The 24,899-nt window shown below is 73.1% G+C and carries 22 protein-coding genes; 16 read left to right on the top strand and 6 right to left on the bottom strand.

Translation table 11 applies throughout. The annotated features are described in order from the left end of the window. The first annotated feature begins 15 nt into the window (after nucleotides 1-15). From ACZ7KF_RS22820 to ACZ7KF_RS22855, 8 genes are all read left to right on the top strand, one after another. The gene (locus ACZ7KF_RS22820; RefSeq protein WP_471077932.1) at nucleotides 16-936 is read left to right on the top strand and encodes an alpha/beta hydrolase; all 921 of its coding nucleotides are present in this window, start codon (nucleotides 16-18) and stop codon (nucleotides 934-936) included. An 860-nt stretch (nucleotides 937-1,796) separates the two neighbouring features. Next, nucleotides 1,797-2,729 carry an alpha/beta hydrolase gene (locus ACZ7KF_RS22825; protein WP_471078456.1) on the top strand — a complete coding sequence of 311 codons (933 nt, stop codon included), beginning with the start codon at nucleotides 1,797-1,799 and terminating at the stop codon, nucleotides 2,727-2,729. Next, complete coding sequence (locus tag ACZ7KF_RS22830) at nucleotides 2,722-4,035, top strand: acyltransferase family protein (protein ID WP_471077935.1); 1,314 nt, start codon at nucleotides 2,722-2,724, stop codon at nucleotides 4,033-4,035. The genes ACZ7KF_RS22825 and ACZ7KF_RS22830 overlap by 8 nt, the downstream gene beginning before the upstream one ends. Before the next feature lie 10 nt (nucleotides 4,036-4,045). Then, nucleotides 4,046-5,476, top strand: coding sequence for a sensor histidine kinase (locus ACZ7KF_RS22835; RefSeq protein WP_471077937.1), 1,431 nt, complete (start codon nucleotides 4,046-4,048; stop codon nucleotides 5,474-5,476). Next, nucleotides 5,473-6,153, top strand: a complete 681-nt coding sequence (locus ACZ7KF_RS22840; protein WP_471077940.1) for a response regulator — start codon at nucleotides 5,473-5,475, stop codon at nucleotides 6,151-6,153. Before ACZ7KF_RS22835 ends, ACZ7KF_RS22840 begins: the two co-directional genes overlap by 4 nt. Nucleotides 6,154-6,268: 115 nt before the next feature. Then, nucleotides 6,269-7,624 (top strand): sensor histidine kinase, encoded by a 1,356-nt coding sequence (locus tag ACZ7KF_RS22845; RefSeq protein ID WP_471077943.1) that lies wholly within the window; start codon nucleotides 6,269-6,271, stop codon nucleotides 7,622-7,624. Then, nucleotides 7,621-8,286 (top strand): response regulator, encoded by a 666-nt coding sequence (locus ACZ7KF_RS22850; RefSeq protein WP_471077946.1) that lies wholly within the window; start codon nucleotides 7,621-7,623, stop codon nucleotides 8,284-8,286. The genes ACZ7KF_RS22845 and ACZ7KF_RS22850 overlap by 4 nt, the downstream gene beginning before the upstream one ends. Before the next feature lie 66 nt (nucleotides 8,287-8,352). After that, nucleotides 8,353-9,573: a cytochrome P450 gene (locus tag ACZ7KF_RS22855; protein ID WP_471077949.1), complete on the top strand. Its 1,221-nt coding sequence runs from the start codon at nucleotides 8,353-8,355 to the stop codon at nucleotides 9,571-9,573. Nucleotides 9,574-9,626: 53 nt separating this feature from the next. On the opposite strand, the gene ACZ7KF_RS22860 is transcribed toward ACZ7KF_RS22855, so the two are convergent. Continuing rightward, the gene (locus ACZ7KF_RS22860) at nucleotides 9,627-11,138 is read right to left on the bottom strand and encodes an APC family permease (protein ID WP_471077952.1); all 1,512 of its coding nucleotides are present in this window, start codon (nucleotides 11,136-11,138) and stop codon (nucleotides 9,627-9,629) included. Nucleotides 11,139-11,321: 183 nt separating this feature from the next. Next, a complete protein-coding gene (locus ACZ7KF_RS22865) occupies nucleotides 11,322-12,161 on the bottom strand; it encodes a diacylglycerol kinase (RefSeq protein WP_471077955.1) in 840 nt (279 codons plus the stop codon). Between the two features lie 197 nt (nucleotides 12,162-12,358). Between ACZ7KF_RS22865 and ACZ7KF_RS22870 the strand changes: the two genes are divergently transcribed. Both ACZ7KF_RS22870 and ACZ7KF_RS22875 read left to right on the top strand, forming a co-directional pair. Continuing rightward, a complete protein-coding gene (locus tag ACZ7KF_RS22870; protein WP_225824797.1) occupies nucleotides 12,359-13,642 on the top strand; it encodes an adenylosuccinate synthase in 1,284 nt (427 codons plus the stop codon). A 131-nt stretch (nucleotides 13,643-13,773) separates the two neighbouring features. Then, nucleotides 13,774-14,004 carry a hypothetical protein gene (locus ACZ7KF_RS22875; RefSeq protein ID WP_471077958.1) on the top strand — a complete coding sequence of 77 codons (231 nt, stop codon included), beginning with the start codon at nucleotides 13,774-13,776 and terminating at the stop codon, nucleotides 14,002-14,004. 27 nt (nucleotides 14,005-14,031) lie between these two features. On the opposite strand, the gene ACZ7KF_RS22880 is transcribed toward ACZ7KF_RS22875, so the two are convergent. The 3 genes from ACZ7KF_RS22880 to ACZ7KF_RS22890 all read right to left on the bottom strand — a co-directional run bounded on the left by ACZ7KF_RS22880 (nucleotide 14,032) and on the right by ACZ7KF_RS22890 (nucleotide 17,003). After that, nucleotides 14,032-14,682, bottom strand: a complete 651-nt coding sequence (locus ACZ7KF_RS22880; protein WP_471077961.1) for a hypothetical protein — start codon at nucleotides 14,680-14,682, stop codon at nucleotides 14,032-14,034. Nucleotides 14,683-14,795: 113 nt separating this feature from the next. Next, complete coding sequence (locus ACZ7KF_RS22885) at nucleotides 14,796-15,491, bottom strand: GntR family transcriptional regulator (protein ID WP_471077964.1); 696 nt, start codon at nucleotides 15,489-15,491, stop codon at nucleotides 14,796-14,798. A 156-nt stretch (nucleotides 15,492-15,647) separates the two neighbouring features. Further along, nucleotides 15,648-17,003, bottom strand: a complete 1,356-nt coding sequence (locus ACZ7KF_RS22890) for an aminotransferase class III-fold pyridoxal phosphate-dependent enzyme (RefSeq protein ID WP_471077967.1) — start codon at nucleotides 17,001-17,003, stop codon at nucleotides 15,648-15,650. A gap of 226 nt (nucleotides 17,004-17,229) precedes the next feature. Here ACZ7KF_RS22890 and ACZ7KF_RS22895 point away from each other — a divergent pair, with 226 nt between their 5' ends. After that, complete coding sequence (locus tag ACZ7KF_RS22895; RefSeq protein WP_471077970.1) at nucleotides 17,230-19,323, top strand: serine/threonine-protein kinase; 2,094 nt, start codon at nucleotides 17,230-17,232, stop codon at nucleotides 19,321-19,323. An 85-nt stretch (nucleotides 19,324-19,408) separates the two neighbouring features. Here the strand turns inward: ACZ7KF_RS22895 and ACZ7KF_RS22900 are convergent, their stop codons facing one another. Beyond that, nucleotides 19,409-20,158, bottom strand: a complete 750-nt coding sequence (locus ACZ7KF_RS22900) for an SLATT domain-containing protein (protein ID WP_471077973.1) — start codon at nucleotides 20,156-20,158, stop codon at nucleotides 19,409-19,411. Between the two features lie 287 nt (nucleotides 20,159-20,445). Between ACZ7KF_RS22900 and ACZ7KF_RS22905 the strand changes: the two genes are divergently transcribed. The 5 genes from ACZ7KF_RS22905 (at nucleotide 20,446) to ACZ7KF_RS22925 (ending at nucleotide 24,686) form a co-directional block, all read left to right on the top strand. Beyond that, nucleotides 20,446-20,787: a YbaB/EbfC family nucleoid-associated protein gene (locus ACZ7KF_RS22905; RefSeq protein WP_471077976.1), complete on the top strand. Its 342-nt coding sequence runs from the start codon at nucleotides 20,446-20,448 to the stop codon at nucleotides 20,785-20,787. Nucleotides 20,788-20,860: 73 nt separating this feature from the next. Next, nucleotides 20,861-21,460 (top strand): recombination mediator RecR, encoded by a 600-nt coding sequence (gene recR, locus ACZ7KF_RS22910; protein WP_471077979.1) that lies wholly within the window; start codon nucleotides 20,861-20,863, stop codon nucleotides 21,458-21,460. Further along, nucleotides 21,453-22,115, top strand: coding sequence for a DUF5063 domain-containing protein (locus ACZ7KF_RS22915; protein ID WP_471077981.1), 663 nt, complete (start codon nucleotides 21,453-21,455; stop codon nucleotides 22,113-22,115). The genes recR and ACZ7KF_RS22915 overlap by 8 nt, the downstream gene beginning before the upstream one ends. A 232-nt stretch (nucleotides 22,116-22,347) precedes the next feature. Next, nucleotides 22,348-23,619 (top strand): aspartate kinase, encoded by a 1,272-nt coding sequence (locus ACZ7KF_RS22920; RefSeq protein ID WP_471077984.1) that lies wholly within the window; start codon nucleotides 22,348-22,350, stop codon nucleotides 23,617-23,619. Then, nucleotides 23,619-24,686, top strand: coding sequence for an aspartate-semialdehyde dehydrogenase (locus ACZ7KF_RS22925; protein ID WP_471077987.1), 1,068 nt, complete (start codon nucleotides 23,619-23,621; stop codon nucleotides 24,684-24,686). The genes ACZ7KF_RS22920 and ACZ7KF_RS22925 overlap by 1 nt, the downstream gene beginning before the upstream one ends. Nucleotides 24,687-24,899 lie beyond the last annotated feature (213 nt).

Consider the following 24,899-nt stretch of genomic DNA (forward strand, 5'->3'; position numbering starts at 1 on the left):
CTGAGAGGTTGGAGCATGCCGGACGACGCCGCCGCTGCCCGCGCCGCCGCCGAAGAGGAGTCGGCCTTCTCGCACCCCCCGGTCGACCCCGACGTCACCGCCTCCTACGGTGACCACCCCGACCAGGTGATCGACTTCTACGCTCCCCGCCCCGGCCCGGAGTCCGCGGCTCCCGCCACTCCCGCCCCGCTGGTCGTCGTGCTGCACGGCGGCGCGTGGCGCGCCCGCTACGACCGCCGCCACATCACGCCCTTCGCGGACTTCCTGGCCCGCCGGGGCTTCGCGGTGGCCAACGTCGAGTACAGACGGGGTGGCGAGCCGCTCATCCCGGGACAGCAGGCGGGGCGGACCGAGGAGGGGGAGGGCGTGCCGCCCGCCGGGCGCTGGCCCGACACCCTCGACGACGTCGCGGCGGCCCTGGACGCCCTTCCCGCGCTGGTCCAGGAGGTACTCCCACAGGCGGACCCCCGCCGTACGGTGCTGACCGGACACTCGGCGGGCGGCCACCTGGCCCTGTGGGCGGCGGCCCGGCACGTCCTCCCGCCGGACGCCGCCTGGCGCACCGACCGCCCGGCGCCGCTGCGCGGTGTCGTCGCGCTCGCCCCGATCGCGGACTTCGAGGTGGCGGAGAAGCTGGACGTCTGCGGGCACGCGTCGTTGCAGTTCCTCGGCGGGCAGGACGGATTCGCCGAGCGCCGCCCGTACGCCGACCCGGTGCTGCTCCTGCCGACCGGCATCGCCACGACGCTCGTGCAGGGCCGTGGCGACCTGGTGGTGCCGCAGCAGGTGGCCGAGTCGTACGCGGAGGCCGCGGCGAAGGCGGGCGAGGTGGCCGGCCTGACGCTGCTGGAGGACGTCGGCCACTTCCCGCTGATCGACCCCGCGGCGGACGCCTGCGCGGTGGTGGCGGAGGAGATCGCCCAACTGGCCTGGTGACAGGCGGAGTCGGCCCGCCGTGCGGCGGACCCCGTGATACCCGTAATACCTGAGAGCTACCCGCCGGAACAGCTCCCTGGCGGGACGCCGACGACACCCCCGGCTCCATAACGTCCTTTCAGCCGCCCCCACTTCCGGGGCCACCTGAAAGGACCCCGCCCATGGGCCGCCCCCACCCCACCCCCACCCCTCCCCACCACCTCCCGCCGACACCACCGCCCCCCAAGACACCCCTGAAGCACCCACCCACGGGGTCGAACTGCACCGGGGCGGGCTCGGAGGGTGTGTGCGTGGGTTCGTGCCGTGCGGGGGTGGGCTCGAAGGGCGTACGCGGGGGTTCGTGCTGGGCGGGGGCGGGCTTGGAGGCTGTGCGCGCGGGTTCGTGCTGTTCCGGGGTGGGGCCGGAGGGTGTGTCGGCGGGGTCGTGCTGCACCGGGGTGGGCTCGAAGGGCGTACGCGGGGGTTCGTGCTGTGCGGGGGTGGGCTTGGAGGGTGTGCGCGCGGGTTCGTGCTGTGCGGGGGTGGGCTCGAAGGGTGTGCGCGCGGGTTCGTGCTGTGCGGGGGTGGGGCCGGAGGGTGGGTCGGCGGGGTGGTCCTGTGCCGGGGTGGGGCCGGGGGGTGGGGCTGCGGGGGTGTGCTCTGCCGAGGGGGGCGTGGGTGTTCTGCTCGCGGGGGCGCGGCATGACGAGTCGTCCTTCGCCGCCGTCCCGCGGCCGCCGACGGCGGACGCGCCCCACGGGGGCCACCCGCACCCGACGACGAGAGCCGCACGGGTGGTGCGGGTGGGAAACCGGACCCGGCCGGAGGCCGGGCGGCCCCCCACCGCCCCGCCCCCGAGCCGGCACCGACCTCTCCGCGCACTGCTCTCCACCCTCCTCGTCGCCGCCCTGGTCGTCCCCCTGACCGCCCTCGCCCGCCTCCCCGTCCCCGCCCCGCCCCCCGCCACCCTCGCCCCCCTCACCCCGTCCACCCTCCACTCCACCTACGCGGCCAACCGGGCCAACGCCACGGCGGCGGCCCGCACGGCCGCCGCCCACGCCGCCCCGCACCGCGCCGCCGCCGACCGCGCCCTGGCCACCCCGTCCCGGCACCTCCTCGCCTTCGACGGCCGAGGCACGGGCCGGGCCACCGAGGTCCTCGGCGACCTCGCCCACGCCCGCCACATCGCCGTCCTGGTCCCCGGCTCGGACACCACCCTGGACACGTACACCCGTTTCCACCGGGCCGCCGCGGCCCTGTACACGGACCTCACCCACCGCGCCGCCCCCGGCACTCCCGTCGCCGTCATCGCCTGGCTCGGCTACGAGACCCCGGCCACGGTCAGCACCACGGTGACCACCCCCGCCCGCGCCGACGAGGCCGCCCCCCGCCTGCGCGCCTTCGTGCGCCGGCTGCACGCGGCGGCCCCCGCCGGCGCCCACGTCTCCCTGCTCTGCCACTCCTACGGCTCGGTGGTCTGCGGCCGCGCCGCCCCCGGCCTGGCCGCGGACGACCTCGCCCTGATCGGCAGCCCCGGCACCGGCGCGGACTCCGTCGCCGCCCTGCACACCCACGCCCGGGTCTGGGCGGCCCGCGGCAGCGCCGACTGGGTGGAGCACGTCCCGCACGTCCGCGCCGCCCTCTTCGGCACCACCGTCGGCTTCGGCGCCGACCCCGTCTCCGCCGGCTTCGGCGCCCGGGTCTTCGACGCGGCCGACGCCGACCACAGCGGCTACTTCACCCCGGGCTCGGCCTCCCTCGCCAACCTCGCCCGGATCACCCTCCGCGAGACCCCGGAGGTGACCCATGGCTGAGCCGGCCCCGCGTACCGGTGTCCCGCGCACCCGCGCCCCGCGTACCCGCGCCCCGCGTACCGGTGTCCCGCGCACCCGCGCCCCGCGCCGCGCACTGCGCGCGATCCGGCGGGGCGCCCACCGGATCGACGCCGCCACCCCCGCCTCCCGCGACCGCGCGGCCGACGCCCTGCGGGCCTTCGCGATCCTCGGGGTGGTCCTCGGGCACTGGCTGGTCACCGCCCTGGTCGTGGAGGACGGCACCCTGCACCCGGCGAGCCCGCTGCGGTACCTGCCCCGGCTGGCCCCGGTCTCCTGGCTGCTCCAGACCCTGGCCGTGTTCTTCCTGGTCGGCGGGTACGCGGCGACCCGAGGTCTGGCCGCGTCCCGCGAGCGCGGCGACTCCTACACCGACTGGCTGCGCACCCGTCTGACCCGCCTGCTCCGCCCGGTCGCCGCCCTCCTGGGCCTGTGGACGGTGGCCGTCGCGGCCCTGCTGCTCGCCGGCGCGCCCCTGCCCACGATCCACACCCTGTGGAAACTGGCGCTGTCCCCCCTGTGGTTCCTGCTGGTCTTCGCCGTGCTGACGGCCGTCACCCCGCTCGTCGCCCGCCTCAACCCCCTGTGGCCGTTCGCCGTCGTCCTGCACGTGGACCTGTTCCGCTTCGGCCTGCACCTCGGCCCGTCCTGGGTGTCCTGGTCCAACCTGGCCGCCGGCTGGCTGGTCCCCTACACCCTGGGCGCCGCCTGGGCCCGGGGCGAGCTGCACAGCCGCCGCTCGGCCTGGGCCCTCCTCCTCGGCGGTACGGCGGCCACGGCGGTCCTCGTCGGCTGCGCGGGCTACCCGGCGTCCATGGTCGGCGTCCCCGGCAGCGCGGTCTCCGACCTGGACCCGCCGACTCTGGCGGCCGTCACGTTCGGTCTGGCCCAGTGCGGTCTGGCACTCCTGCTGCGCGACCGGCTGCGCCGTGCGACGGCCCGCCCGCTCGCCTGGGCGGCCGTGGTCCTCGTCGACGTCTCCGCGATGACGGTCTACCTCTGGCACCAGACGGCGATGACGGTCACCACGGTCACCGCCCTCACCGCCGGCCGGCTCCCCGGGCTGCACACAGCGCCCGACGGCCTCGGCTGGGTGGCGGCCCGGCTGCTCTGGTTCCCGGCGTTCGCCCTGGCGCTGGCGGTGTGCTGGGCCGCGTTCCACTCCTTCGAGCAGCGGCGCGACCGGCGTACCCCCGGCACCGGTACCGGCGGGAGACGGTCACGGGTGGTCCGCTCGCACCGGACCGCGGACGCGGAGCCCGGGCGGGCGGCCCGCCGTGTTGTCTAGGGTGGTGCGCGTGACGGAAACGGGGGGCCGCCAGGCGTTCAGGCAGCTCACGGGCCGGGCCCGACGCTGGTTGCGGGTGCTGCGCGAGGACCTGTGGGTCTTCGGGCCGGATCCGCTGCCCGCCCTCGCGCGGCTGCGCCGGCTGCCGCACGTCCTGCTGGGGCTGACAGCGGTCGGGGTCACGTTCGGCGCCGTGGCAGAGCTGGCGGGCGAGGCGCACGTGCGCTCCGGGCCGGCCTTCGTGATCGGCCTCGCGCAGGGCGGCGCGGTCGTCCTCGCGCTGTGGCGTCCCGTTCCCGGCTGGTGGCTGTCCATGGCGGGGACCGTGGCGGGAGCCGTCGCGGTCCGCGAGTGGACGTACCCGGCGGCCGGGGAGACGTTCACCTGGCCCTGGAGCGCGGCCGGCATCATCGCGCACCTGCTCGTCCTGCTGCTGCTCGCGCTGCGCGTGCGCACCCGGGTGGCGGTCGAGGCACTGGGCCTGACCGCGCTGGTCACCTGGCTCCTGGAGGGGGTGTGGGGCGGGCGGAGCCACGACCCGACCGGTGTCCTCGCGGTGGTGCTGTCCGCGGTGGTCGTGCTGCTCGGCACCGCCCTGCGCGGCCGCCGGGAGGCGCGTGCCGAACTGGTCGAGCAGGCCACCCTCACCGCCGAGGAGCGCGGTCGCCGCACCGTGCTGGAGGAACGCAACCGGATCGCCCGCGAGCTGCACGACGTGGTCGCCCACCACATGTCGGTCATCTCCATCCAGGCCCAGGTGACCCCTCATCTGGTGGAGAACCCGTCCGAGGAGCTGCTGGAGAACCTGGCCGGGATCCGCGACAACGCGCTGGAGGCCCTCACCGAGCTGCGCCGGGTGCTCGGTGTGCTGCGTTCCGAGAACCCCGACGACCCGTACGGGCTGGGCGGTCCGGGCACCGGAGCGGCCCCGCACGCTCCGCAGCCCACGCTCGACCGGCTCGACGCGCTGATCGAGAACACCCGCGCCGCGGGGCTGGACGTCACCGCGGAGGTGGTGGGCGCGGCACGGCCGTACGCTCCGGGCGTGGAGCTGTCGGCGTACCGGATCGTGCAGGAGGCGCTGAGCAACGCCCTGCGGCACGCGCCGGGATCCCGGGTGCGTGTGGAGGTCGGGCACTTCCCGAACGGCCTGCACCTGGACGTGGTCAACTCGCCCCCGCGGCACCCCGTTCCGCCCTCTCCGGGAGCCGGGCACGGGCTGCTCGGTATGCGGGAGCGCGCGGCGATGCTCGGCGGTCATGTCGTCGCGGCCAGAACCTCGGGCGGCGGATTCCACGTGACGGCCTTCCTCCCCGGCGGCACCGGCCCGACGTTGTCCGGGACTTCGCCCGCCCCCGCGTCCGGTACGTCCGGGACCGCGCCCGGTCCCGCGTCCCCGCCTTCGTCCGACCGGCGTCCGACAGGAGAACACACCCCATGACGAGCGGTACCGGCAGCATCCGGGTACTCATCGCCGACGATCAGCAGATGGTCCGGCAGGGCTTCACCGTGCTGCTGAACACCCAGCCCGGCATCGAGGTGATCGGGCAGGCGGTGGACGGCCGGGACGCGATCGCGCGGACCGCCGAACTGCTCCCGGACGTGGTGCTGATGGACATCCGGATGCCGGAACTGGGCGGCATCGAGGCGACCCGCCGGATCACCGAGGACCACTTCGCCGTCAAGGTGCTGGTGCTGACCACGTTCGACCTGGACGAGTACGTGTACGACGCGCTGCGGGCGGGGGCCTCCGGCTTTCTGCTGAAGGACGCCTCCGCGGACAAGCTGGCCGAGGCGGTGCGGGTCGTGGCCGCGGGCGACGCCCTGCTGGCCCCCGGTGTCACCCGGCGGCTCATCGCGGAGTTCGCCCGGCTGGACGGCAGCGGCCGGGCCCCGCTCAAGCGGCGCGTCGGCGACCTCACGGAGCGGGAGACCGAGGTGCTGGCGCTGATCGCCCAGGGCCTGTCGAACGCGGAGATCGCCGAGCGGCTGGTCGTCGCCGAGCAGACCGTGAAGACACACGTGGGCCGGATCCTGGTGAAGCTGGGCCTGCGCGACCGCACCCAGGCGGCCGTCTTCGCCTACGAGTCCGGCCTGGTCCGCCCCGCAGGCCGCTGACCCGACGCGGACCGGGACGCCGGCCCCGCCGCACGCGTAGTACCTGAGAGGGAGGGCCGAGGACCCCTCTCCAAGGGGACGACCGCGCCCCCCGCCCGCGCCTACCGTTCTCCACGTGACCGAGACGACCCACACGCAGACGACCCCGCCGGGCCCGGCCGGCCGGCCGCGCAGCCCGGAGTTCCGGCTGGCCGCGGACGCCCTGCGCGGGCTGCGGCAGGACCTGTTCCACGACGCCTTCGCCTACCGTCCGCTGCCCCGTGCGGCGGCGGACGGCCCCCTCGTCCGCCGCCTCCCCGACCGTATGCGGGCCCAGGCCGCCTGGACCCCGCACGCGCTGGTGGCCGCCGCCGGCGTGGTGGCGATGCTCGCCAACGCGGCGAGCTTCTCCGAGGGCCAGGTGACGCAGCTGATGTGCCCGTTGCTGGCACTGGCCCCGGTGCTGCTGACCCTCGCCCGTCCGGTGGGCGCGTTCTGGCTGTCGCTCGCGGCGACCGCGGTCACCTCGGCGGTCGGCGACAGCTGGCACCCCTGGCCGTGGCTGCCCGGCAGCTTCATCTCCCACCTGGTGGTGCTCACGGTCGTGGCGCTGCGCACCCGCCCGCGCACCGCGGCCTGGATGTGGCTGCTGACGGCGGCGTACGGGGTGTGGACCGTGACCGCCTTCGGTGCCACCCACTACGACGTCGACGCCGCCCCGATGATCGTGCTGTCCGCGCTGATCCTGCTGGCCGTCACCGTCCGGCAGACCCGCCGGGAGGCCCGGCAGGAGGTGAGCGCCCAGCAGACGGTGACCGAGCACGAGCGCTCGCGCCGCACCCTGCTGGAGGAGCGCACGACGATCGCCCGGGAGCTGCACGACGTGGTCGCCCACCACATGTCGGTGGTCGCGATCCAGGCGGAGGCCGCGCCGTACCGGGTGGAGAACCCGCCGCCGGAGCTGGAGAAGGCGTTCGCCACCATCCGGGAGAACGCGGTGGCGGCCCTGACCGAACTGCGCCGGGTCCTCGGCGTGGTCCGGGCCGAGGACTACGAGGCCCCGGACGCCCCGCAGCCCACGCTGGCCGATCTGGACGGACTGCTCGCCAATGTGCGCGAGGCCGGCCTGACGGTGGAGAAGGCGGTGACCGGAGCGGTGCGGGAGCTGCCGCAGGGCGTGGAGCTGTCGGCGTACCGGATCGTGCAGGAGGCCCTGAGCAACACCCTGCGGCACGCCCCCGGCGCGGGCGCCCGGGTCGAGATCGGGTACGTCCTCGGCGGGCTGGGCCTGCGCATAGTCAACGGCCCGCCGCCGGCCCCGGACCGGGTGAAGCCCTCGCCCGGTGCCGGACACGGCATCACGGGCATGCGGGAGCGCGTGTCGATGCTGAACGGCGACATGACGGCGGGCCCCGGGGCCGACGGGGGGTACGAGGTGACGGTGTTCCTGCCGGTGCCCGCGGCGGACACGGCGATCGAGGGCACGGCATGACGATCCGCGTGCTGATCGCGGACGACCAGATGATGGTCCGCGAGGGCTTCTCGGTGCTGCTGAACGCGATGCCGGGCATCGAGGTCGTCGGCGAGGCCGTCAACGGCCGGGAGGCGGTCGAGCGGGTGCGGGAACTCTCCCCGGACGTCGTCCTGATGGACATCCGGATGCCGGAGCTGAACGGCATCGAGGCGACCCGGGAGATCGTGGCCGCGGACGAGACGGCCAAGGTGCTGGTGCTGACCACGTTCGACCTGGACGAGTACGTGTACCAGGCCCTGCGCGCGGGAGCCTCCGGCTTCCTCCTCAAGGACGCCTCCGCCCGTCAACTGGCCGACGGCGTCCGGGTGGTGGCCTCCGGTGAAGCCCTGCTCGCGCCCTCGGTCACCAAGCGCCTGATCACGGAGTTCTCGCGGCTGTCCGAGTCGCCGCGGCTGATGCCGTCGGCCCAGGCGGCGTACGGCGAACTCACGGAACGCGAGACGGAGGTCCTGGTCCTCATCGCGCAGGGCCTGTCCAACGCGGAGATCGCCGGGCGGCTGGTGGTGGCGGAGTCGACCATCAAGACCCATGTGAGCCGTGTCCTGGTGAAACTGGGCCTGCGCGACCGCACCCAGGCGGCGGTGTTCGCCTACGAGGCCCGGCTGGTCACCCCGGGCTGACCCGGCGGCCGGTCCGGGCGCGAGGACCCCTGGTCACGCCCCGGGGTGAGGCGTTAGCGTCCCCGCATGGCAGGCCCCACCGACCTCGCGTTCGACCCCTGGGACCCGGCGTTCGTCGCCGACCCCTACCCGGCCTACGCGCGGCTGCGGGCGCGGGGACGGGTGATCCGGTACGAGCCGACCGACCAGTGGCTGGTCCCGCGGCACGCGGACGTCTCGGCCCTGCTGCGCGACCGCCGGCTGGGCCGGACGTATCGGCACCGGTTCACGCACGAGGAGTTCGGCCGCACCCCGCCCCCGCCGGAGCAGGAGCCCTTCCACACCCTCAACGACCACGGGATGCTCGACCTGGAGCCGCCGGACCACACCCGGATCCGGCGCCTGGTGTCGAAGGCGTTCACCCCGCGCACGGTGGAGCGGCTCCGGCCGTATGTGCACGGGCTGGCCGGCGACCTGGTGGCCGCCCTCGTCCGGGAGGGCGGCGGCGATCTGCTGACGGACGTGGCGGAGCCGCTGCCGGTGGCGGTGATCGCCGAGATGCTCGGCATCCCCGAGGCGGACCGGGCACAGCTGCGCCCCTGGTCGGCGGACATCTGCGGGATGTACGAGCTGAACCCGTCCGAGGAGACGGCGGCGAAGGCGGTCAGGGCGTCCGTGGAGTTCTCCGGCTGTCTGCGCGAGCTGATCGCGGCCCGCCGCAAAAAGCCCGGGGAGGACCTGATCTCGGGGCTGATCGCGGCCCACGACGAGGGCGACCGCCTCACCGAGCAGGAGATGATCTCCACGGCGGTCCTGCTCCTCAACGCGGGCCACGAGGCCACCGTCAACGCCACGGTGAACGGCTGGTGGGCCCTGTTCCGCAACCCCGCCCAGCTGGCGGCCCTGCGCGCCGACCACACCCTGGTCCCGTCCGCGATCGAGGAGCTGATGCGCTACGACACCCCGCTCCAGCTCTTCGAACGCTGGGTGCTGGAGGACATCGAGATCGACGGCACGACGATCCCGCGGGGCGCGGAGATCGCGATGCTCTTCGGCTCCGCCAACCACGACCCGTCCGTCTTCACCGCCCCGGACCGGCTGGACCTCACCCGCGGGGACAACCCGCACATCTCCTTCAGCGCCGGCATCCACTACTGCATCGGAGCACCGCTGGCCCGCCTCGAACTGGCCGCCTCCATGACCGCGTTGCTGGAGAAGGCGCCGACGCTGAGCCTGGCGGCGGAGCCGGAGCGGAAGCCGAACTTCGTGATCCGGGGACTGGCGGGGCTGCGCGTCGAGGTGGTCTGAGCGCCCGGGGCCGCCTGGGCCGGCCGAGGGCGTCCGGGGCCCCCGGGCGGGCGTCACCGTTCCTTCGTCTCCTCCAGCACCGTCCGCCCCAGCAGCGCGTACCGCTCGGGAGAGCGCCTCTTCAGGTACTGGGCGCAGGCCACGCCGGTCGCCGCGACCAGGGCCACCAGCCACGGGGTCGCCTTCAGCACCAGCGAGCCGGACTCCGGCCCGGCCGCCACGCCCATGTTGGACACCAGCAGCACGACGACCGCGAGCATCGCGATCCCGCCCAGCAGGGGGGCGGTGAAGGTGCGGAACCAGTGCCGGCTCTCGGGGTGGTGGGAGCGGAAGTAGGCCAGCACCGCGAAGGAGCACACGGCCTGGACGACGAGGATCGCCATGGTGCCGAGGATGGCGAGCAGGACGTACGTCCCGGTGTAGGGATCCTTGCCCGCGGCCCAGAACGCGCCGACCAGCACCGCGCTGACGGCGGTCTGCACCAGGCCGGCGATGTGCGGGGAGCCGTGCCGGGCGTGGGTCCGCCCGACGGTGTCGCGCAGCGACGGCAGGACGCCCTCCCGGCCGAGGGCGTACAGGTAGCGGGCGGCGCAGTTGTGGAAGGCCATGCCGCAGGCCAGCGAGCCGGTGATCATCAGCCACTGCATGACGTCGACCGCCCAGTGGCCGACGTAGCGTTCGGTGGGGACGAAGAACATCGCCAGCGGGTTGGCGGAGGAGGCGGCCCTGACGGCCTCCGCCTCGCCGTTGCCGGTGATGGCCATCCAGGAGACGAGGACGTAGAAGACGCCCACGCCGAGCACGCTGATCATCGTCGCCTTGGGGATGATCTTCTTCGGGTCGCGGGACTCCTCGCCGTACATCGCCGTCGACTCGAAGCCGACCCAGGACCAGAAGGCGAAGAAGAGCCCGAGGCCGGCGGAGGTGCCCTTGAAGGCGTTGACGGGGTCGACCGGCGCGAAGGTGAAACCGTGCGGCCCGCCGCCGTGGAGGGCGACGGACACCGCCATCGCCGCGAGCACGGTGACCTCGGTGGCCAGCAGCGCCACCAGCAGCTTCTCGGCGACGCTGACCCCGAACCAGGTGCCCATGGCGTTGATCGCGAGCATCAGGGCCGCGAAGGCCCACCAGGGCACGTGCAGCCCCGTCTGGTCCGTGAGCGTCGTCGTCGCGAAGGTCGAGAAGATCCCGATCAGCGCCGGTTCGAAGACGACGTACGCGAAGGTGGCGAGCAGTCCGGAGGCCAGTCCGACGGTCCGTCCGAGACCGTAGGAGATGAATCCGTAGAACGCGCCGGTGGATGTGATGTGCTTGGCCATCGACGTGAAACCCACGGAAAAGATTGCCAGGACGACCATTGCCACGAGATAGCTCGCGGGTGCCCCGACGCCGTTGCCGGACGACACCATGAAGGGCACGTTGCCGGTCATCGCGGTGATCGGCGCGGCGGTGGCGACGGCCATGAAGACCACGCCCAGCAGCCCCACGGCGTTGGGCTTCAGCCGATGAACCGTTTCTTCTTCGCCCGTGCCCGTCGCCGGTGCGACACCCTCGTCCACAGCCATCGGGTGGCCCCTTCCCTGTCCTGTCCGCGGGTCCTGATGGAGCAGGATGGTGGACGGGGCGGGGGTGCGGGAAGGGGTCGGCGCGGTTAAATATTTGTCACGAGACCTTTAGGGGGCGTCCTGGGCGTCCTGGGCGTGCCGTGGGGCAGGGGCAGGGGCAGGGGTGTGGGGGTGCCGTGCGGCTCACCGGCCGGGGGGCAGCACGAGCCCCCAGGCCCCCTCCAGCACCCGCCAGGTGCGTCTGCGCACCGGGCCCGACACCGCCGCGTCCGCCCGGTAGCGGAAGTCCGCGCCCGTGACCGTCACCGTGCGACCGGAAGCCAGCAGCGGGGTCGCCTCCGCGCCCACCGACAGGGGGCGCACCTCCACCGTGGCCAGTCCGTCCGCCCCCGGCGTCACCGACACCGCCTCCACCGGCTGGTCCAGGTCGATCACCGTCGCCCCGTCCACCTCCACCCGGAGCCGGGACGCGCCGGGGGAGGGCACGGCGGGCAGCGGGGCGGGCCGGACGGCCAGGGTGCGCACCAGGGAGCGGTACCAGGGCCGGACCGAGGAGACCGGCACCGGCTCGGCGGCGGCCGCCCGCACCGGCGCCGGCGGAATGCCCAGCGCCCCCAGCACCACCCCGTCGCTGTCGTCGACCAGCAGGTCCAGCCGTCGCTCGGCGCCGTCCAGGACCGCCCGCGCCGCCGCCACCGCGCCCCGGGGCACCCCGAGCGACTCGGCGAGCGCGGTGTCCCCCACCGGCACCACCGACAGCGCACATCCGGTCAGCTCCCGCTGCCGGTGCAGCAGGGTGACGGCCCGCACCAGGGCCAGGCCGTCCCCGACCACGACCGGCCGCCTGGCCCCCCTGCGGCCCAGTGCGCGGGCGAATTCCTCGGGCCCCTCCGGGAGACACACCTTGGCCGCCGCACCCGCGCTGAGCACGTCTTTCGCGATCCGTACGGCCTCTCCGTCGGTCTGCCGTGCCGCCGGATCGATGATCACCAGCAGCTGATCGGACGTCGCGAAAGTCGCCACCTCGGTCCTGCCTCGCTTCCTCGGGTAGCATCTTTGTGCAAGAGCCCCTTGCGCTATTGCGCCAGGGGCTTCGTCTATTCCGGGGCATCCGGTCCGACGGTTGTGCGACCGACGACGGTCGCGGTGGTACGCGGCGGTGAACCTTACGCCCACGCCCCCGACCTTGGACATGCCCCGCCCGGAAGGGGTGTACGCGCGTGCCCGCACTTGTGCTGCTCGGTGCTCAGTGGGGTGACGAAGGCAAGGGAAAGGCGACGGACCTGCTTGGCGGCTCCGTCGACTACGTGGTGCGTTACCAGGGTGGTAACAACGCCGGCCACACGGTGGTCGTGGGCGATCAGAAGTACGCCCTGCACCTTCTCCCTTCCGGAATCCTGTCTCCCGGCTGCACGCCGGTCATCGGCAACGGTGTCGTCGTCGACCCGTCGGTCCTGCTCTCCGAGCTGAGCGGTCTGAACGAGCGCGGCGTCGACACGTCCAAGCTCCTGATCAGCGGTAACGCGCACATCATCACGCCGTACAACGTGACCGTCGACAAGGTGACGGAACGCTTCCTCGGCAAGCGCAAGATCGGCACCACCGGCCGCGGCATCGGCCCGACCTACGCCGACAAGATCAACCGCGTGGGCATCCGGGTCCAGGACCTCTACGACGAGTCGATCCTCCACCAGAAGGTGGAGGCGGCCCTCGACGTCAAGAACCAGGTCCTCACCAAGCTCTACAACCGGCGCGCCATCACCGCCGACCAGGTGGTCGAGGAGCTGCTGGGCTACGCCGAGCAGATCAAGCCGTACGTCGCCGACACGGTCCTGATCCTCAACCAGGCCCTGGAGGACGACAAGGTCGTCCTCTTCGAGGGCGGCCAGGGCACCCTCCTGGACATCGACCACGGCACGTACCCCTTCGTCACCTCCTCGAACCCGACCGCGGGCGGCGCCTGCACCGGCGCCGGCGTGGGCCCGACGAAGATCAGCCGGGTCATCGGCATCCTCAAGGCGTACACGACCCGCGTCGGCGCCGGCCCGTTCCCCACGGAACTCTTCGACGAGGACGGCGAGGCGCTGCGCCGCATCGGCGGCGAGCGGGGCGTGACCACCGGCCGTGACCGCCGCTGCGGCTGGTTCGACGCGGTCATCGCCCGCTACGCGACCCGGGTGAACGGCCTGACCGACTTCTTCCTCACCAAGCTGGACGTGCTGACCGGCTGGGAGCAGATCCCGGTCTGCGTGGCGTACGAGATCGACGGCAAGCGCGTCGAGGAGCTGCCGTACTCCCAGACCGACTTCCACCACGCGAAGCCGGTCTACGAGACGCTGCCCGGCTGGTCCGAGGACATCACCAAGGCGAAGTCCTTCTCCGACCTCCCGAAGAACGCCCAGAACTACGTGAAGGCGCTGGAGGAGATGTCCGGCGCCCCGATCTCCGCGATCGGCGTGGGCCCGGGCCGGGACGAGACGATCGAGATCAACTCGTTCCTGTAGGCATCTCGCGGGACCGCCCGCCGTTCCGCCCCTCGGGCGTGAGCGGCGGGCGGTTCGTCGTCTCCGGCGGCCGGCCGTTCCCGTGGTCGGCCGTCCCCGGCGGCCGGCCGTTCCCGGTGGACAATGGACGCATGGGCGTCCACCGGAGCGCGGTGTGCCGGGGACCGTACGGCGGTGAGGGGCACCAGGCCGACGGCACGGACTGCGCCGACCCGGCCGTCTTCGAGGTCGCCCGGCACAACAGGCCGCCCCTGTTCGTGTGCCCGGTGCACCTCGGCCCCTCCCTGCTCCTGGCGAGCGGGGTGCTGTGGCCTCCGGTGATCCACCTCATCGCCCGGGCGTCCGATCCGCGTCCCCCGTGACCCGCGGCCCTGACGGGCGGACCCGGCTCAGCTGAACACGATCATCGAGCCCTGCGCCAGCGAGCGGGTCGCCGCCGCGTGCAGGCCCAGCCAGACATGGCGTTCGCGGGCGAAGGGGCTGGGGTCGTAGGGGGCCGGCACGGCCGGTTCCTCCAGTTCGGTGGGGGCCGTCGGAGGGGCCGGGGGCGCCGGGGGGTTGGCCGGGTCGATGCCGATCGACGGTGCCACGTACTGGAGTTCCCGGAGCAGGCTCTGCGCCGAGCCCAACGGCCCGCCGCCCGCGAGGAGTTCCTCGTTCGACAGCGGGTGCGGGAAGTCCACCGGGACGTACGCGCCCGCGTGGTCGTAGTGCCAGACCAGGTGGGACTGCTGGGCCGTGGACTCGAACATCTCCAGCAGTTGCTCGTAGTCGCCGCCCAGCTCGTCCACCGGGGTCACCGGCAGGCCGCAGAGCTGGAGCAGGTACACCCGGCGCAGGAAGTGCAGGGCGTCGTAGTCGAAGCCGGCGACGGGGGCGACGTCACCGGACAGACCCGGCATGTACTGGTACACCGGCACCGGAGGCAGGCCGGCCTCGGCCAATGCCTTGTTGTACTGCGCGAGTTCCTCGGCGAAGGGATTGTCCGGGGTGTGGCACAACACGTCCACGAGCGGTACCAGCCACAGGTCACAGGCCAAAAGAGGGCTCCTCGCATCGGCAGGCGCGTGGTCACGCACGGCAGCAGGTGGTCAGGGAAGGGTAGTCGGTGGGGCCCCGGGGCGGCTCCCCCCGTACGGCCCGTATCGGTCACCTACCCGTTGGCCAGGTGTTCCAGCAGCGCCAGCGAATGGGCGTTGGCATCGGCGACGATCGCCCGGGCGCTCTCGGCCTCGCGGCGGGCCAGCGCGTCGACCAGGTCGCCGTGCCCGGCCCACAGCCGGCCACGCAGGTCGGGCAGGCGGAGCAGGTGCTGCACCACGCAGACCCAGGAGCGGACCCGCAGCCGGTGCAGGAAGTCGGCGAGATGCGGGTTGCCGAACAGGGCGCTCAGCTCGCGCCAGAAGCGGAGGTCGTAGCCGATGAGGACGGTGAGGTCACCGGCCGCCGCGGCCCGCTGGGCCTCCTCCCCGCGTCGGCGCACGGTGGTCAGCGCGGCGGTCGTGCGGGGATCACCGGGCGGGGTGCCGAAGGCGGGATGGCCGGCGGTGAGGGCCTGGAACATGCCGTCGGTGACCAGGCTGCGGGCCTCGATCATGCTGCGGTAGTCGGTGACCGAGTACTCGGGCACGCGGAAGCCCCGGTGCTGGTCGGCCTCCAGGATGCCCTGCGCGGACAGGTCGACCAGCGCCTCGCGGACGGGGGTGGCGGAGACGCCGTACTGGTCGGCGATCTCCTTGACGGTGAACGCCCGGCCCGGGCGCAGCCGCCCCGCCAGCACCTCGTCACGGAGCGCGTCCGCGATCTGCTGGCGCAGGGTGCTGCGCGTCACGGTGCCGTTGCCGGGCATGGTCCGTGCCTCTCCTCACGCGTCCGGGTGACGTACTCGTACAGACTCTCGATCTACGCGAGTCCCACTTGCTTACGAGCACGTCACCTTACGCGTTCGGCTCGGTCGGGCGGCAGCCGTCGTTCCGCTACGTTCCGTCGTCTTCCACGGGACGTGTCACACGGTGTACTCGTCCGCGACGGTCAGCGCGGCGTCGAGCGCGGCCAGGCCCTCCTTCAGCTCGGCCTCGGTCGCGTTGCACGGCGGGACGACGTGCGTGCGGTTCATGTTCACGAAGGGCCACAGGCCGTGCTTCTTGGCGGCGGCGGCGAAGGCGGCCATCGGCGCGTTCGCCTCGCCGGCCGCGTTGTACGGCACCAGCGGCTCGCGGGTCTCCCGGCTGCGCACCAGGTCCAGCGCCCAGAACATGCCGGTGCCGCGCACCTCGCCGACGCTCGGGTGCCGCTCGGCCAGCGTGGCGAGGCCGGGGCCGACGACGGTCTCGCCGAGCCGCTTGGCGTTCTCGACCACGCCCTCCTCCGCCATCACGTTGATCGTGGCGACGGCGGCGGCGCAGGCCAGCGGGTGGCCGGAGTAGGTGAGGCCGCCGGGGTACGGCCGCTTGCCGAAGGTCTCCGCGATCTTCCCGGAGATGGCCACACCGCCGAGCGGCACGTAACCGGAGTTCACGCCCTTGGCGAAGGTCATCAGGTCCGGGACGACGCCGAACAGGTCGGCCGCGAACCACTCGCCGGTCCGGCCGAAGCCGGCCATGACCTCGTCCAGGACGAAGACGATCCCGTGCCGGTCGCAGATCTCGCGGACACCGGCCAGGTAGCCGGGCGGCGGAAGCATGATGCCGGCCGTGCCCGGGACGGTCTCCAGGACGATCGCCGCGATCGTCCCCGGTCCCTCGAAGGCGATCGTCGTCTCCAGGTGCTCCAGCGCCCGGGCGCACTCCTGCTCCTCGGTCTCCGCGTAGAAGCGGGAGCGGTAGAGGAACGGCGCCCAGAAGTGGACGACACCGGCGCTGCCGCTGTCGGAGGCCCAGCGGCGCGGGTCGCCGGTGATGTTCACGGCCTGCTGGGTGCCGCCGTGGTACGAGCGGTACGCCGAGAGCACCTTCGGGCGGCCCGTGTGCAGCCGGGCCATGCGCACCGCGTGCTCGACGGCGTCGGCGCCGCCGTTGGTGAAGAAGATCTTGTCCAGGTCGCCGGGGGTCCGCTCGGCGATCAGCCGGGCCGCCTCCGAGCGCGCCTCGACGGCGAACGCGGGCGCGAAGGTCGTCATCTTCGCGGCCTGCTCCTGGATCGCGGCGACGACCTTCGGGTGCTGGTAGCCGATGTTGGTGAAGACGAGCCCGCTGGTGAAGTCCAGGTACCGGTTGCCGTCGTAGTCCCAGAAGTACGACCCCTCGGCGCCGGCGACGGCGAGCGGGTCGATGAGGTCCTGGGCGGACCAGGAGTGGAACACGTGCGCACGGTCGGCGGCCTTCACCGCGGCGCCGGTCTCGGGGCTGAGCTGAGGGGTCATGCGGGCGAGGGTAAATGTCCGCGATGCGGAAGCGACATCGGCGTCTTGTTCCGTGGACGGGGGGAATCCGCGACAGGTTGTCGACGGGCGGCTCCGGGCGGCCGGAGGCGCGGGCGGACGCGCGGGCGGCCTGTTACGGAACCGTAGACACCGGCCGGGGACCCCCGGTCCTACCACCGCACTATTCTCGGTCGTTGCATACCTATGGGGGGAAGGCGGCGCGGGGATGGAGAAGCGGGGACCGGGGGACCTGGGGGTGCCCCCGGCCGGAGGCCGGGGCCAGATCGGGGCCTACCGGCTGCTGGCACGGCTCGGCGCGGGCGGGATGGGGCACGTCTATCTGGCCCGGTCGGACCGGGGGCGGACCGTCGCCGTGAAGCTCGTCCGCGAGGAACTGGCCGAGCAGGAGCAGTTCCGGGCGCGGTTCCGGCAGGAGGTGCAGGCCGCGCGGCGGGTCGGCGGGTACTGGACCGCGCCCGTGCTGGACGCGGACACCGAGGCGGCCGTGCCCTGGGTGGCGACCGGGTACGTGGCCGGGCCGAGCCTCCAGCAGGTCGTCGGACACGACCACGGGGCGCTGCCCGAGCGGTCGGTACGGATCCTGGCGGCGGGCCTCGCGCACGCGCTGAAGGACATCCACGCGGCCGGGATCGTGCACCGGGACCTCAAGCCGTCCAACGTGCTCGTGACCATCGACGGACCCCGGGTGATCGACTTCGGGATCGCGCGGGCCCGGGAGACGGCGACCGGGGGCGGCGAGGAGGGGCTCACCCGGACCGGATCGCTCGTCGGATCGCCCGGGTTCATGGCGCCCGAGCAGGTGCGGGGCGAGCGGATCACACCCGCGTGCGACGTGTTCTGCCTCGGGTCCGTGCTCGCCTACGCGGCGACCGGGGCGCTGCCCTTCGGGGCCGCCGACAGCGGTGCCCACGCGCTGATGTTCCGGATCGCCCAGGAGGAGCCGGATCTGACGGGGGTGCCGGAGGGCATCGCCGACCTGGTGCGGGACTGCCTGCGGAAGGACCCGGCGGCCCGGCCCTCGCTGGACGCGATCCTGGAGCGGACCGGGGTGGAGGACACCGTGGCCGAGGGGCGGTCCCGGGATCCCTGGCTGCCGAGTTCGCTGGTCGCGCAGCTGGGGCGGCACGCCGTGCGGCTGCTGGAGGTGGAGGATCCGGAGCGGGGGGCGGGTGCTTCGCCGGGTGCGGAGGGCGCCGGGGCCCAAGGGTCCGCCGGAGGTGCGGGTGCCGGTGGGGCGGTCGCGGGAGCCGGCGGGTCGCCCGAGCACGCCGCTGTCTCCGACGGCGGGCCGGGCGGAGCCGACGACCGGCTGCCCACCGTCGCCGCCGCCCAGCCTCCGCCGCCCGGCATGCCACCGGTGCCGCCCGGGTTCGGGGCGGCGCCCTACGCGGCCCCGCATTCCCATCAGCATCCGCCGTCCCCGCAGCAGCCGCAGTCCCCGCAGTCCCCGCAGCCCCCGCAGCCCCCGCAGTATGGGCCGTCTCCTCAGCAGCCGCAGTCCCCGCAGTACGCGCCGTCCCCTCAGCATCCGCCGTCCCCTCAGCACCCGCAGTTCCCTCAGCCGCCGGTGCAGCACGCCGCCTACGGCTCTCCGCGGCAGCCCGGGGCCGCGCCCTGGGGCGGGGGACAGCCGGCGTACAACCCCTATGCCGACGCAGGACTCGGTGCCACCCCGCCGTACGGGCCGTCGACCGTGGGTGTGCCGGCGGAGCCGGAGCGGCGCAACGGGCGGTCCACCGCGCTGCTCGTCGTGATCGCCCTGGTCGTCGCGCTGGGCGCGGGCGGCTCGGTGTACGCGCTGATGAAGAACGGCAACGGTACCGACGACCAGGGCGGCACGGTCGTCCCGGGGCCCACCGCCGCCTCCGGTTCGCCGGCCGGTTCCGGTGAGCCCACCCCGACCGGCTCGGCGCCGTCCCCGTCCGCGTCCACCACCGGGGCCGGGGCGGTCCCGGACGCCTATCTGGGCACCTGGCGGACGACGATCGACAACGCGGGCGGGTCCAACAGCCGCGAACTGACCATCCGGCAGGGCGAGGTGGGGGACACCGTGCTCACGCTGGTCGCGGACGGGCCGACCGAGGGCGGCGGGTCGTACCACTGCGTCTTCGAGGCGACCCTCGCCGAACGGCCCGGCGGCGACGGGCCGTTGCGGATCGGGCCGTCCACCGTCTCCAGCGGTGAACCCGCTTCCTCCTGCACCCCGGGCGAGTCCACCGAGGTCACGCTGCTGCCGGACGGGCGACTGAAGCGGGCGAAGGCGAGCGGCGGGGAGAGCCTGACGTACAGCAAGGAGTGACCGGGGGTGGACGCCGGCGGGGATGAATCCGTGCGCGCGGCCGGTCGGCCGCGTGCGGGTGCGACCGATCCGCCGCCCGGTCCGCCTACCGCGGCTCCGGCGGGCGCTGCCGCGGCATGTTCGGCCTGGACCCGTTCGCCGGCGGCAGCGGGAACCGGCCCCCCGGACCGCCCGACTCCTGCCGCGGTACCGACGGCACCGCCGTCTGGATGCCCAGCGGTGCCGAACCCGTGCGGAACTCCACCATCCAGTCGGTCGTCTCCGTGCGGACCAGTTCCGTGACGTCCTCCGAGAAGCGCCGCAGCACCGACAGGCACCGCTCGGCCGCCTCGCTCGCCGTGCCCTCCGCCGGCCCGAGCACCTCCCGGACGCTCTCCGACGCCCAGTCGAACTGCAACGCCTGGAGCCGCCGGTGCACCGCCTGGGCGGTGGCCACGTCCCTTATCCAGCCCGACGTGACGCCGAAGAACCGGTCGATGCCGACGCAGGCGACCGCGAGCAGCAGCGCCAGACAACCCCAGGGCGCCACCCCGCCGACGGCCCCCGTCAGATCCAGCAGGGGCAGCGCCGCCCCGGCCACCGCCCCGGCCGCCGCCCCGGTCCGCAGCACGCGCGCCCCGCGCCGCTTCCACACACGGTCCCGCAGATACCAGGCGGCCGTCTCCAGCGCCCGGCGCTCCACCCACCGGTACAGCTCGTCCAGCCGTTCGGCGGGCTCGCCCCAGTCCCCGAGCGGAAAGGCCCGCCCGGTCAGATCGCCCGGCCGCAGCCCGGCCGCGCCCTCGCCCCGCCCGTCCTGAGGCGGACCCTCGGGCTGCATCTCCGGCTGACCCACCCGGCACTCCCTACTGATCACGACCGGTCACGTTGCGTGACATTCCATGACGACGCGCGGTCACCTTCCTACCGCCCAATGGGTGGCGGAGAGAGAGCTTTCCCGGCTTTTCCGCCCAGAAGAGGGCCTTGATCAGGTATAGGGCTGTCGAAGTTCTCACTCGAAAGAGTGGCGGGGCAGTGGCCGCGTGGACCACGTAGGCTCATTGACGACGAAGAAAAAAACGTCGGAGGACGCGGTCGGAGACGGCGGCCGACGCCGACGCGGAAAACGGCGAGGAGCTGATCGTGATCCCCGGTGGCCAGCCCAACATGCAGCAGTTGCTCCAGCAGGCGCAGAAGATGCAGCAGGACCTGCAGCGGGCGCAGGAGGAACTGGCGAACACGGAGGTCGACGGGCAGGCGGGCGGCGGTCTGGTGAAGGCCACCGTCACCGGCTCCGGTGAGCTGCGCGGGCTGAAGATCGACCCGAAGGCGGTGGACCCGGAGGACACCGAGACCCTCGCCGACCTGATCGTGGCGGCCGTCCAGGCGGCCAACGAGAACGCGCAGGCGCTCCAGCAGCAGAAGCTCGGCCCGCTGGCCCAGGGGCTGGGCGGCGGCAGCGGCATCCCGGGTCTGCCGTTCTGACGCATCCGCCTTCCGGGCGGAGGCGGAAGACAACTACGGTACGTACCGAAAGGTCTCCAGGAAGGGCAGTCCGTTGTACGAAGGCGTGGTCCAGGACCTCATCGACGAGTTGGGGCGGCTGCCCGGCGTCGGTCCCAAGAGCGCGCAGCGGATCGCCTTCCACATCCTGCAGGCCGAGCCGACGGACGTGAAGCGGCTCGCGCACGCTCTCCTGGAGGTGAAGGCGAAGGTCCGCTTCTGCGCGACCTGCGGCAACGTCGCGCAGGAGGAGCTGTGCGGCATCTGCCGTGATCCGCGCCGCGACTCCTCGGTGATCTGTGTGGTGGAGGAACCGAAGGACGTCGTCGCGATCGAGCGGACCCGTGAGTTCCGGGGCCGCTACCACGTGCTCGGCGGCGCGATCAGCCCGATCGAGGGCGTGGGACCCGACGACCTGCGTATACGAGAACTTCTCGCGCGGTTGGCCGACGGGACGGTCACGGAACTGATCCTGGCCACGGATCCGAATCTGGAAGGCGAGGCCACGGCGACGTACCTCGCCCGCATGATCAAGCCCATGGGCCTGAAGGTCACCCGCCTGGCCAGCGGCCTCCCGGTGGGTGGCGACCTGGAATACGCGGACGAGGTCACCCTCGGCCGCGCCTTCGAGGGGAGACGACTCCTAGATGTCTGACGCCACGCTGCACGCCTCGTCGCAGAACCCGGACGACTTCGCGGTCCAGGTCGCGGACCAGGTCGAGAGCTTCCTGGTGGCCGTCACGGAGGTGGCGAGGGGCGACGAGCCCGGCTCGACGGTCCCCTTCCTCCTCCTCGAGGTCTCCCAGCTCCTGCTGGCCGGCGGCCGGCTGGGCGCCCACGAGGACATCGTCCCCGACGAGCGCTACGAGCCCGACCCGGGGCCGGAGCCGGACCTGGACGAGCTGCGGGAGAACTTCGCCCGGCTGCTGGAGCCCGTCGACGTCTACTCCGAGGTCTTCGACCCGTACGAGCCGCGCAAGGCTCCCGTGCCGGCCCGGATCTCCGACGACCTCGCCGACATCATCACCGACCTCCGGCACGGCATGGTCCACTACCGCGCCGGCCGCACCACCGAGGCCCTGTGGTGGTGGCAGTTCTCCTACTTCTCCAACTGGGGCCCGACCGCGTCCGCGGTGCTGCGCGCCCTCCAGTCCGTCCTCATCCACGTCCGCCTCAACCAGCCCCTGGAGGAGCTGGACGGCCTCGACACCGACCAGGCCGCCATGGGCGACGAGACCCTGGAGTTCGAGGCGGGCCGGGTGATGGCGGAGGAGATCGGCGCCCCGCTGGGGATCCGTCCGGGCGAGTAGCCCGGGCCGCCGCTCAGCCGGCCGCCCTCCCTCACCGTCCCGCGGCAGGCGGCCGTCGGCCGTGGCCGGTGTGACCCGGGGCACTATCCGCGTGGCACGGCGAAGGCTGGGCAGGTGCCGGACGCGGGCGTCCGATCGCACCGGCCGATGTCTCACCATGCGGGAGCAGGGTGGTGGAATTCGGACGCTCGTTAGACTGAGCCGACATAAACGAACCGAGCGAGGAGCGCACGTGGGCCTTGTCGTGCAGAAGTACGGAGGCTCCTCCGTAGCCGATGCCGAGGGCATCAAGCGCGTCGCCAAGCGGATCGTGGAAGCGAAGAAGAACGGCAACCAGGTTGTCGTCGTCGTTTCCGCGATGGGCGACACGACGGACGAGCTGATCGATCTCGCCGAGCAGGTGTCGCCGATGCCTGCCGGCCGGGAGTTCGACATGCTGCTGACCGCCGGAGAGCGGATCTCCATGGCCCTGCTGGCCATGGCGATCAAAAACCTGGGCCACGAGGCCCAGTCCTTCACCGGCAGCCAGGCAGGCGTCATCACCGACTCGGTCCACAACAAAGCCCGGATCATCGACGTCACGCCGGGCCGCATCCGCGAGTCGCTGGACAAGGGCAACATCGCGATCGTCGCCGGTTTCCAGGGCGTCAGCGCCGACAAGAAGGACATCACCACGCTGGGGCGCGGTGGCTCCGACACGACGGCCGTGGCGCTCGCCGCCGCGCTCGACGCCGAGGTCTGCGAGATCTACACCGACGTCGACGGCGTGTTCACCGCCGACCCGCGCGTGGTGAAGAAGGCGAAGAAGATCGACTGGATCTCCTTCGAGGACATGCTGGAGCTCGCGGCCTCCGGCTCCAAGGTGCTGCTCCACCGCTGCGTGGAGTACGCCCGCCGCTACAACATCCCGATCCACGTCCGGTCCAGCTTCAGCGGGCTGCAGGGCACGTGGGTCAGCAGTGAGCCGATTGGGGACCAGAAGGTGGAGCAGGCCATCATCTCCGGTGTCGCGCACGACACCTCCGAGGCCAAGATCACGGTCGTCGGTGTGCCGGACAAGCCGGGCGAGGCCGCCGCGATCTTCCGGACCATCGCCGATGCCGAGATCAACATCGACATGGTCGTGCAGAACGTGTCCGCCGCCTCCACCGGCCTGACGGACATCTCCTTCACCCTGCCGAAGACCGAGGGCCGCAAGGCCATCGACGCGCTGGAGAAGAACCGGTCCGGCATCGGCTTCGACTCGCTGCGCTACGACGACCAGATCGGCAAGATCTCGCTGGTCGGCGCCGGCATGAAGACCAACCCGGGCGTCACCGCCTCCTTCTTCGAGGCGCTGAGCAACGCGAGCGTGAACATCGAGCTGATCTCCACCTCGGAGATCCGCATCTCGGTCGTCACCCGCGCCGACGACGTGCCCGAGGCCGTCCGTGCCGTGCACACCGCCTTCGGGCTCGACTCCGACACCGACGAGGCCGTCGTCTACGGAGGCACGGGCCGCTGATGGCACCGACCGGCAAGCCGACGCTCGCGGTCGTGGGAGCGACCGGGGCCGTCGGCACGGTCATGCTCCAGATCCTGTCGCAGCGCGCGGACGTCTGGGGCGAGATCCGTCTGATCGCCTCCCCCCGCTCGGCCGGCCGCAAGCTGGCCGTGCGCGGGGAGGAGGTCGAGGTGGTGGCGCTGACGGAGGACGCCTTCGCCGGCGTCGACATCGCGCTGTTCGACGTCCCGGACGAGGTCGCCGCCGCGTGGGCGCCCGTGGCCGCCGCGCGCGGCGCCGTCGTGGTCGACAACTCCGGCGCCTTCCGGATGGACCCGGACGTGCCGCTCGTCGTGCCCGAGGTCAATCCCCACGCGGTGCGGTTCCGCCCCCGCGGGATCGTCGCCAACCCCAACTGCACGACCCTGACGATGATCGTCGCCCTGGGCGCGCTGCACGCCGAGTTCGGGCTGCGCGAGCTGGTGGTGTCGTCGTACCAGGCGGTGAGCGGGGCCGGGCGGGCCGGTGTGGACGCGCTGCGGGCCCAGCTGTCGCTCGTGGCCGGCACCGAGCTGGGGACCAAGCCGGGGGACGTGCGGCGGGCCGTGGGGGACGACACGGGGCCGTTCCCGGAGCCGGTCGCGCTGAACGTCGTGCCGTGGGCCGGGTCGCTGCGGGAGGACGGCTGGTCGTCGGAGGAGATGAAGGTCCGCGACGAGTCCCGGAAGATCCTCGGCCTGCCGAAGCTGCCGGTCGCCGTGACCTGCGTGCGGGTGCCGGTGATCACCACGCACTCGCTGACCGTGCACGCCCGCTTCCAGCGCGAGGTCGGTGTCGACGGCGCCCGCGAGATCCTCGCCACCGCGCCGGGCGTGGTGCTGTGCGACGACCCGGCCGCCGGCGAGTTCCCCACCCCCGCCGACGTGGTGGGCACCGACCCCACCTGGGTGGGCCGGGTGCGGCGGGCCCTGGACGACCCGACCGCCCTGGAGCTCTTCGTGTGCGGCGACAACCTGCGCAAGGGCGCCGCGCTGAACTGCGCGCAGCTCGCCGAGCTGATCGCGGCGGAGAATGCCGCCCGCCCCTAGCCACTTTGGTAGAAGTTTGTAGGATCCATGTAAGCAGTGTGCCGAGAGCATGGTCCAATCCACTTGAACCGTTCCCTCTTGGCAGCAGAGGATTTCTCTCCCCGCCTTCCGCAACCGTACGGAGGCGGGGAGCGTCTTTGCGGTCACCCTTTGAGGGACCTGGGGACGTGATGATCCTGGCGTGGGGACGCCGTGATCGGGGCGTGGGGACGC

It is taken from the genome of Streptomyces sp. NPDC038200, from assembly GCF_055600785.1.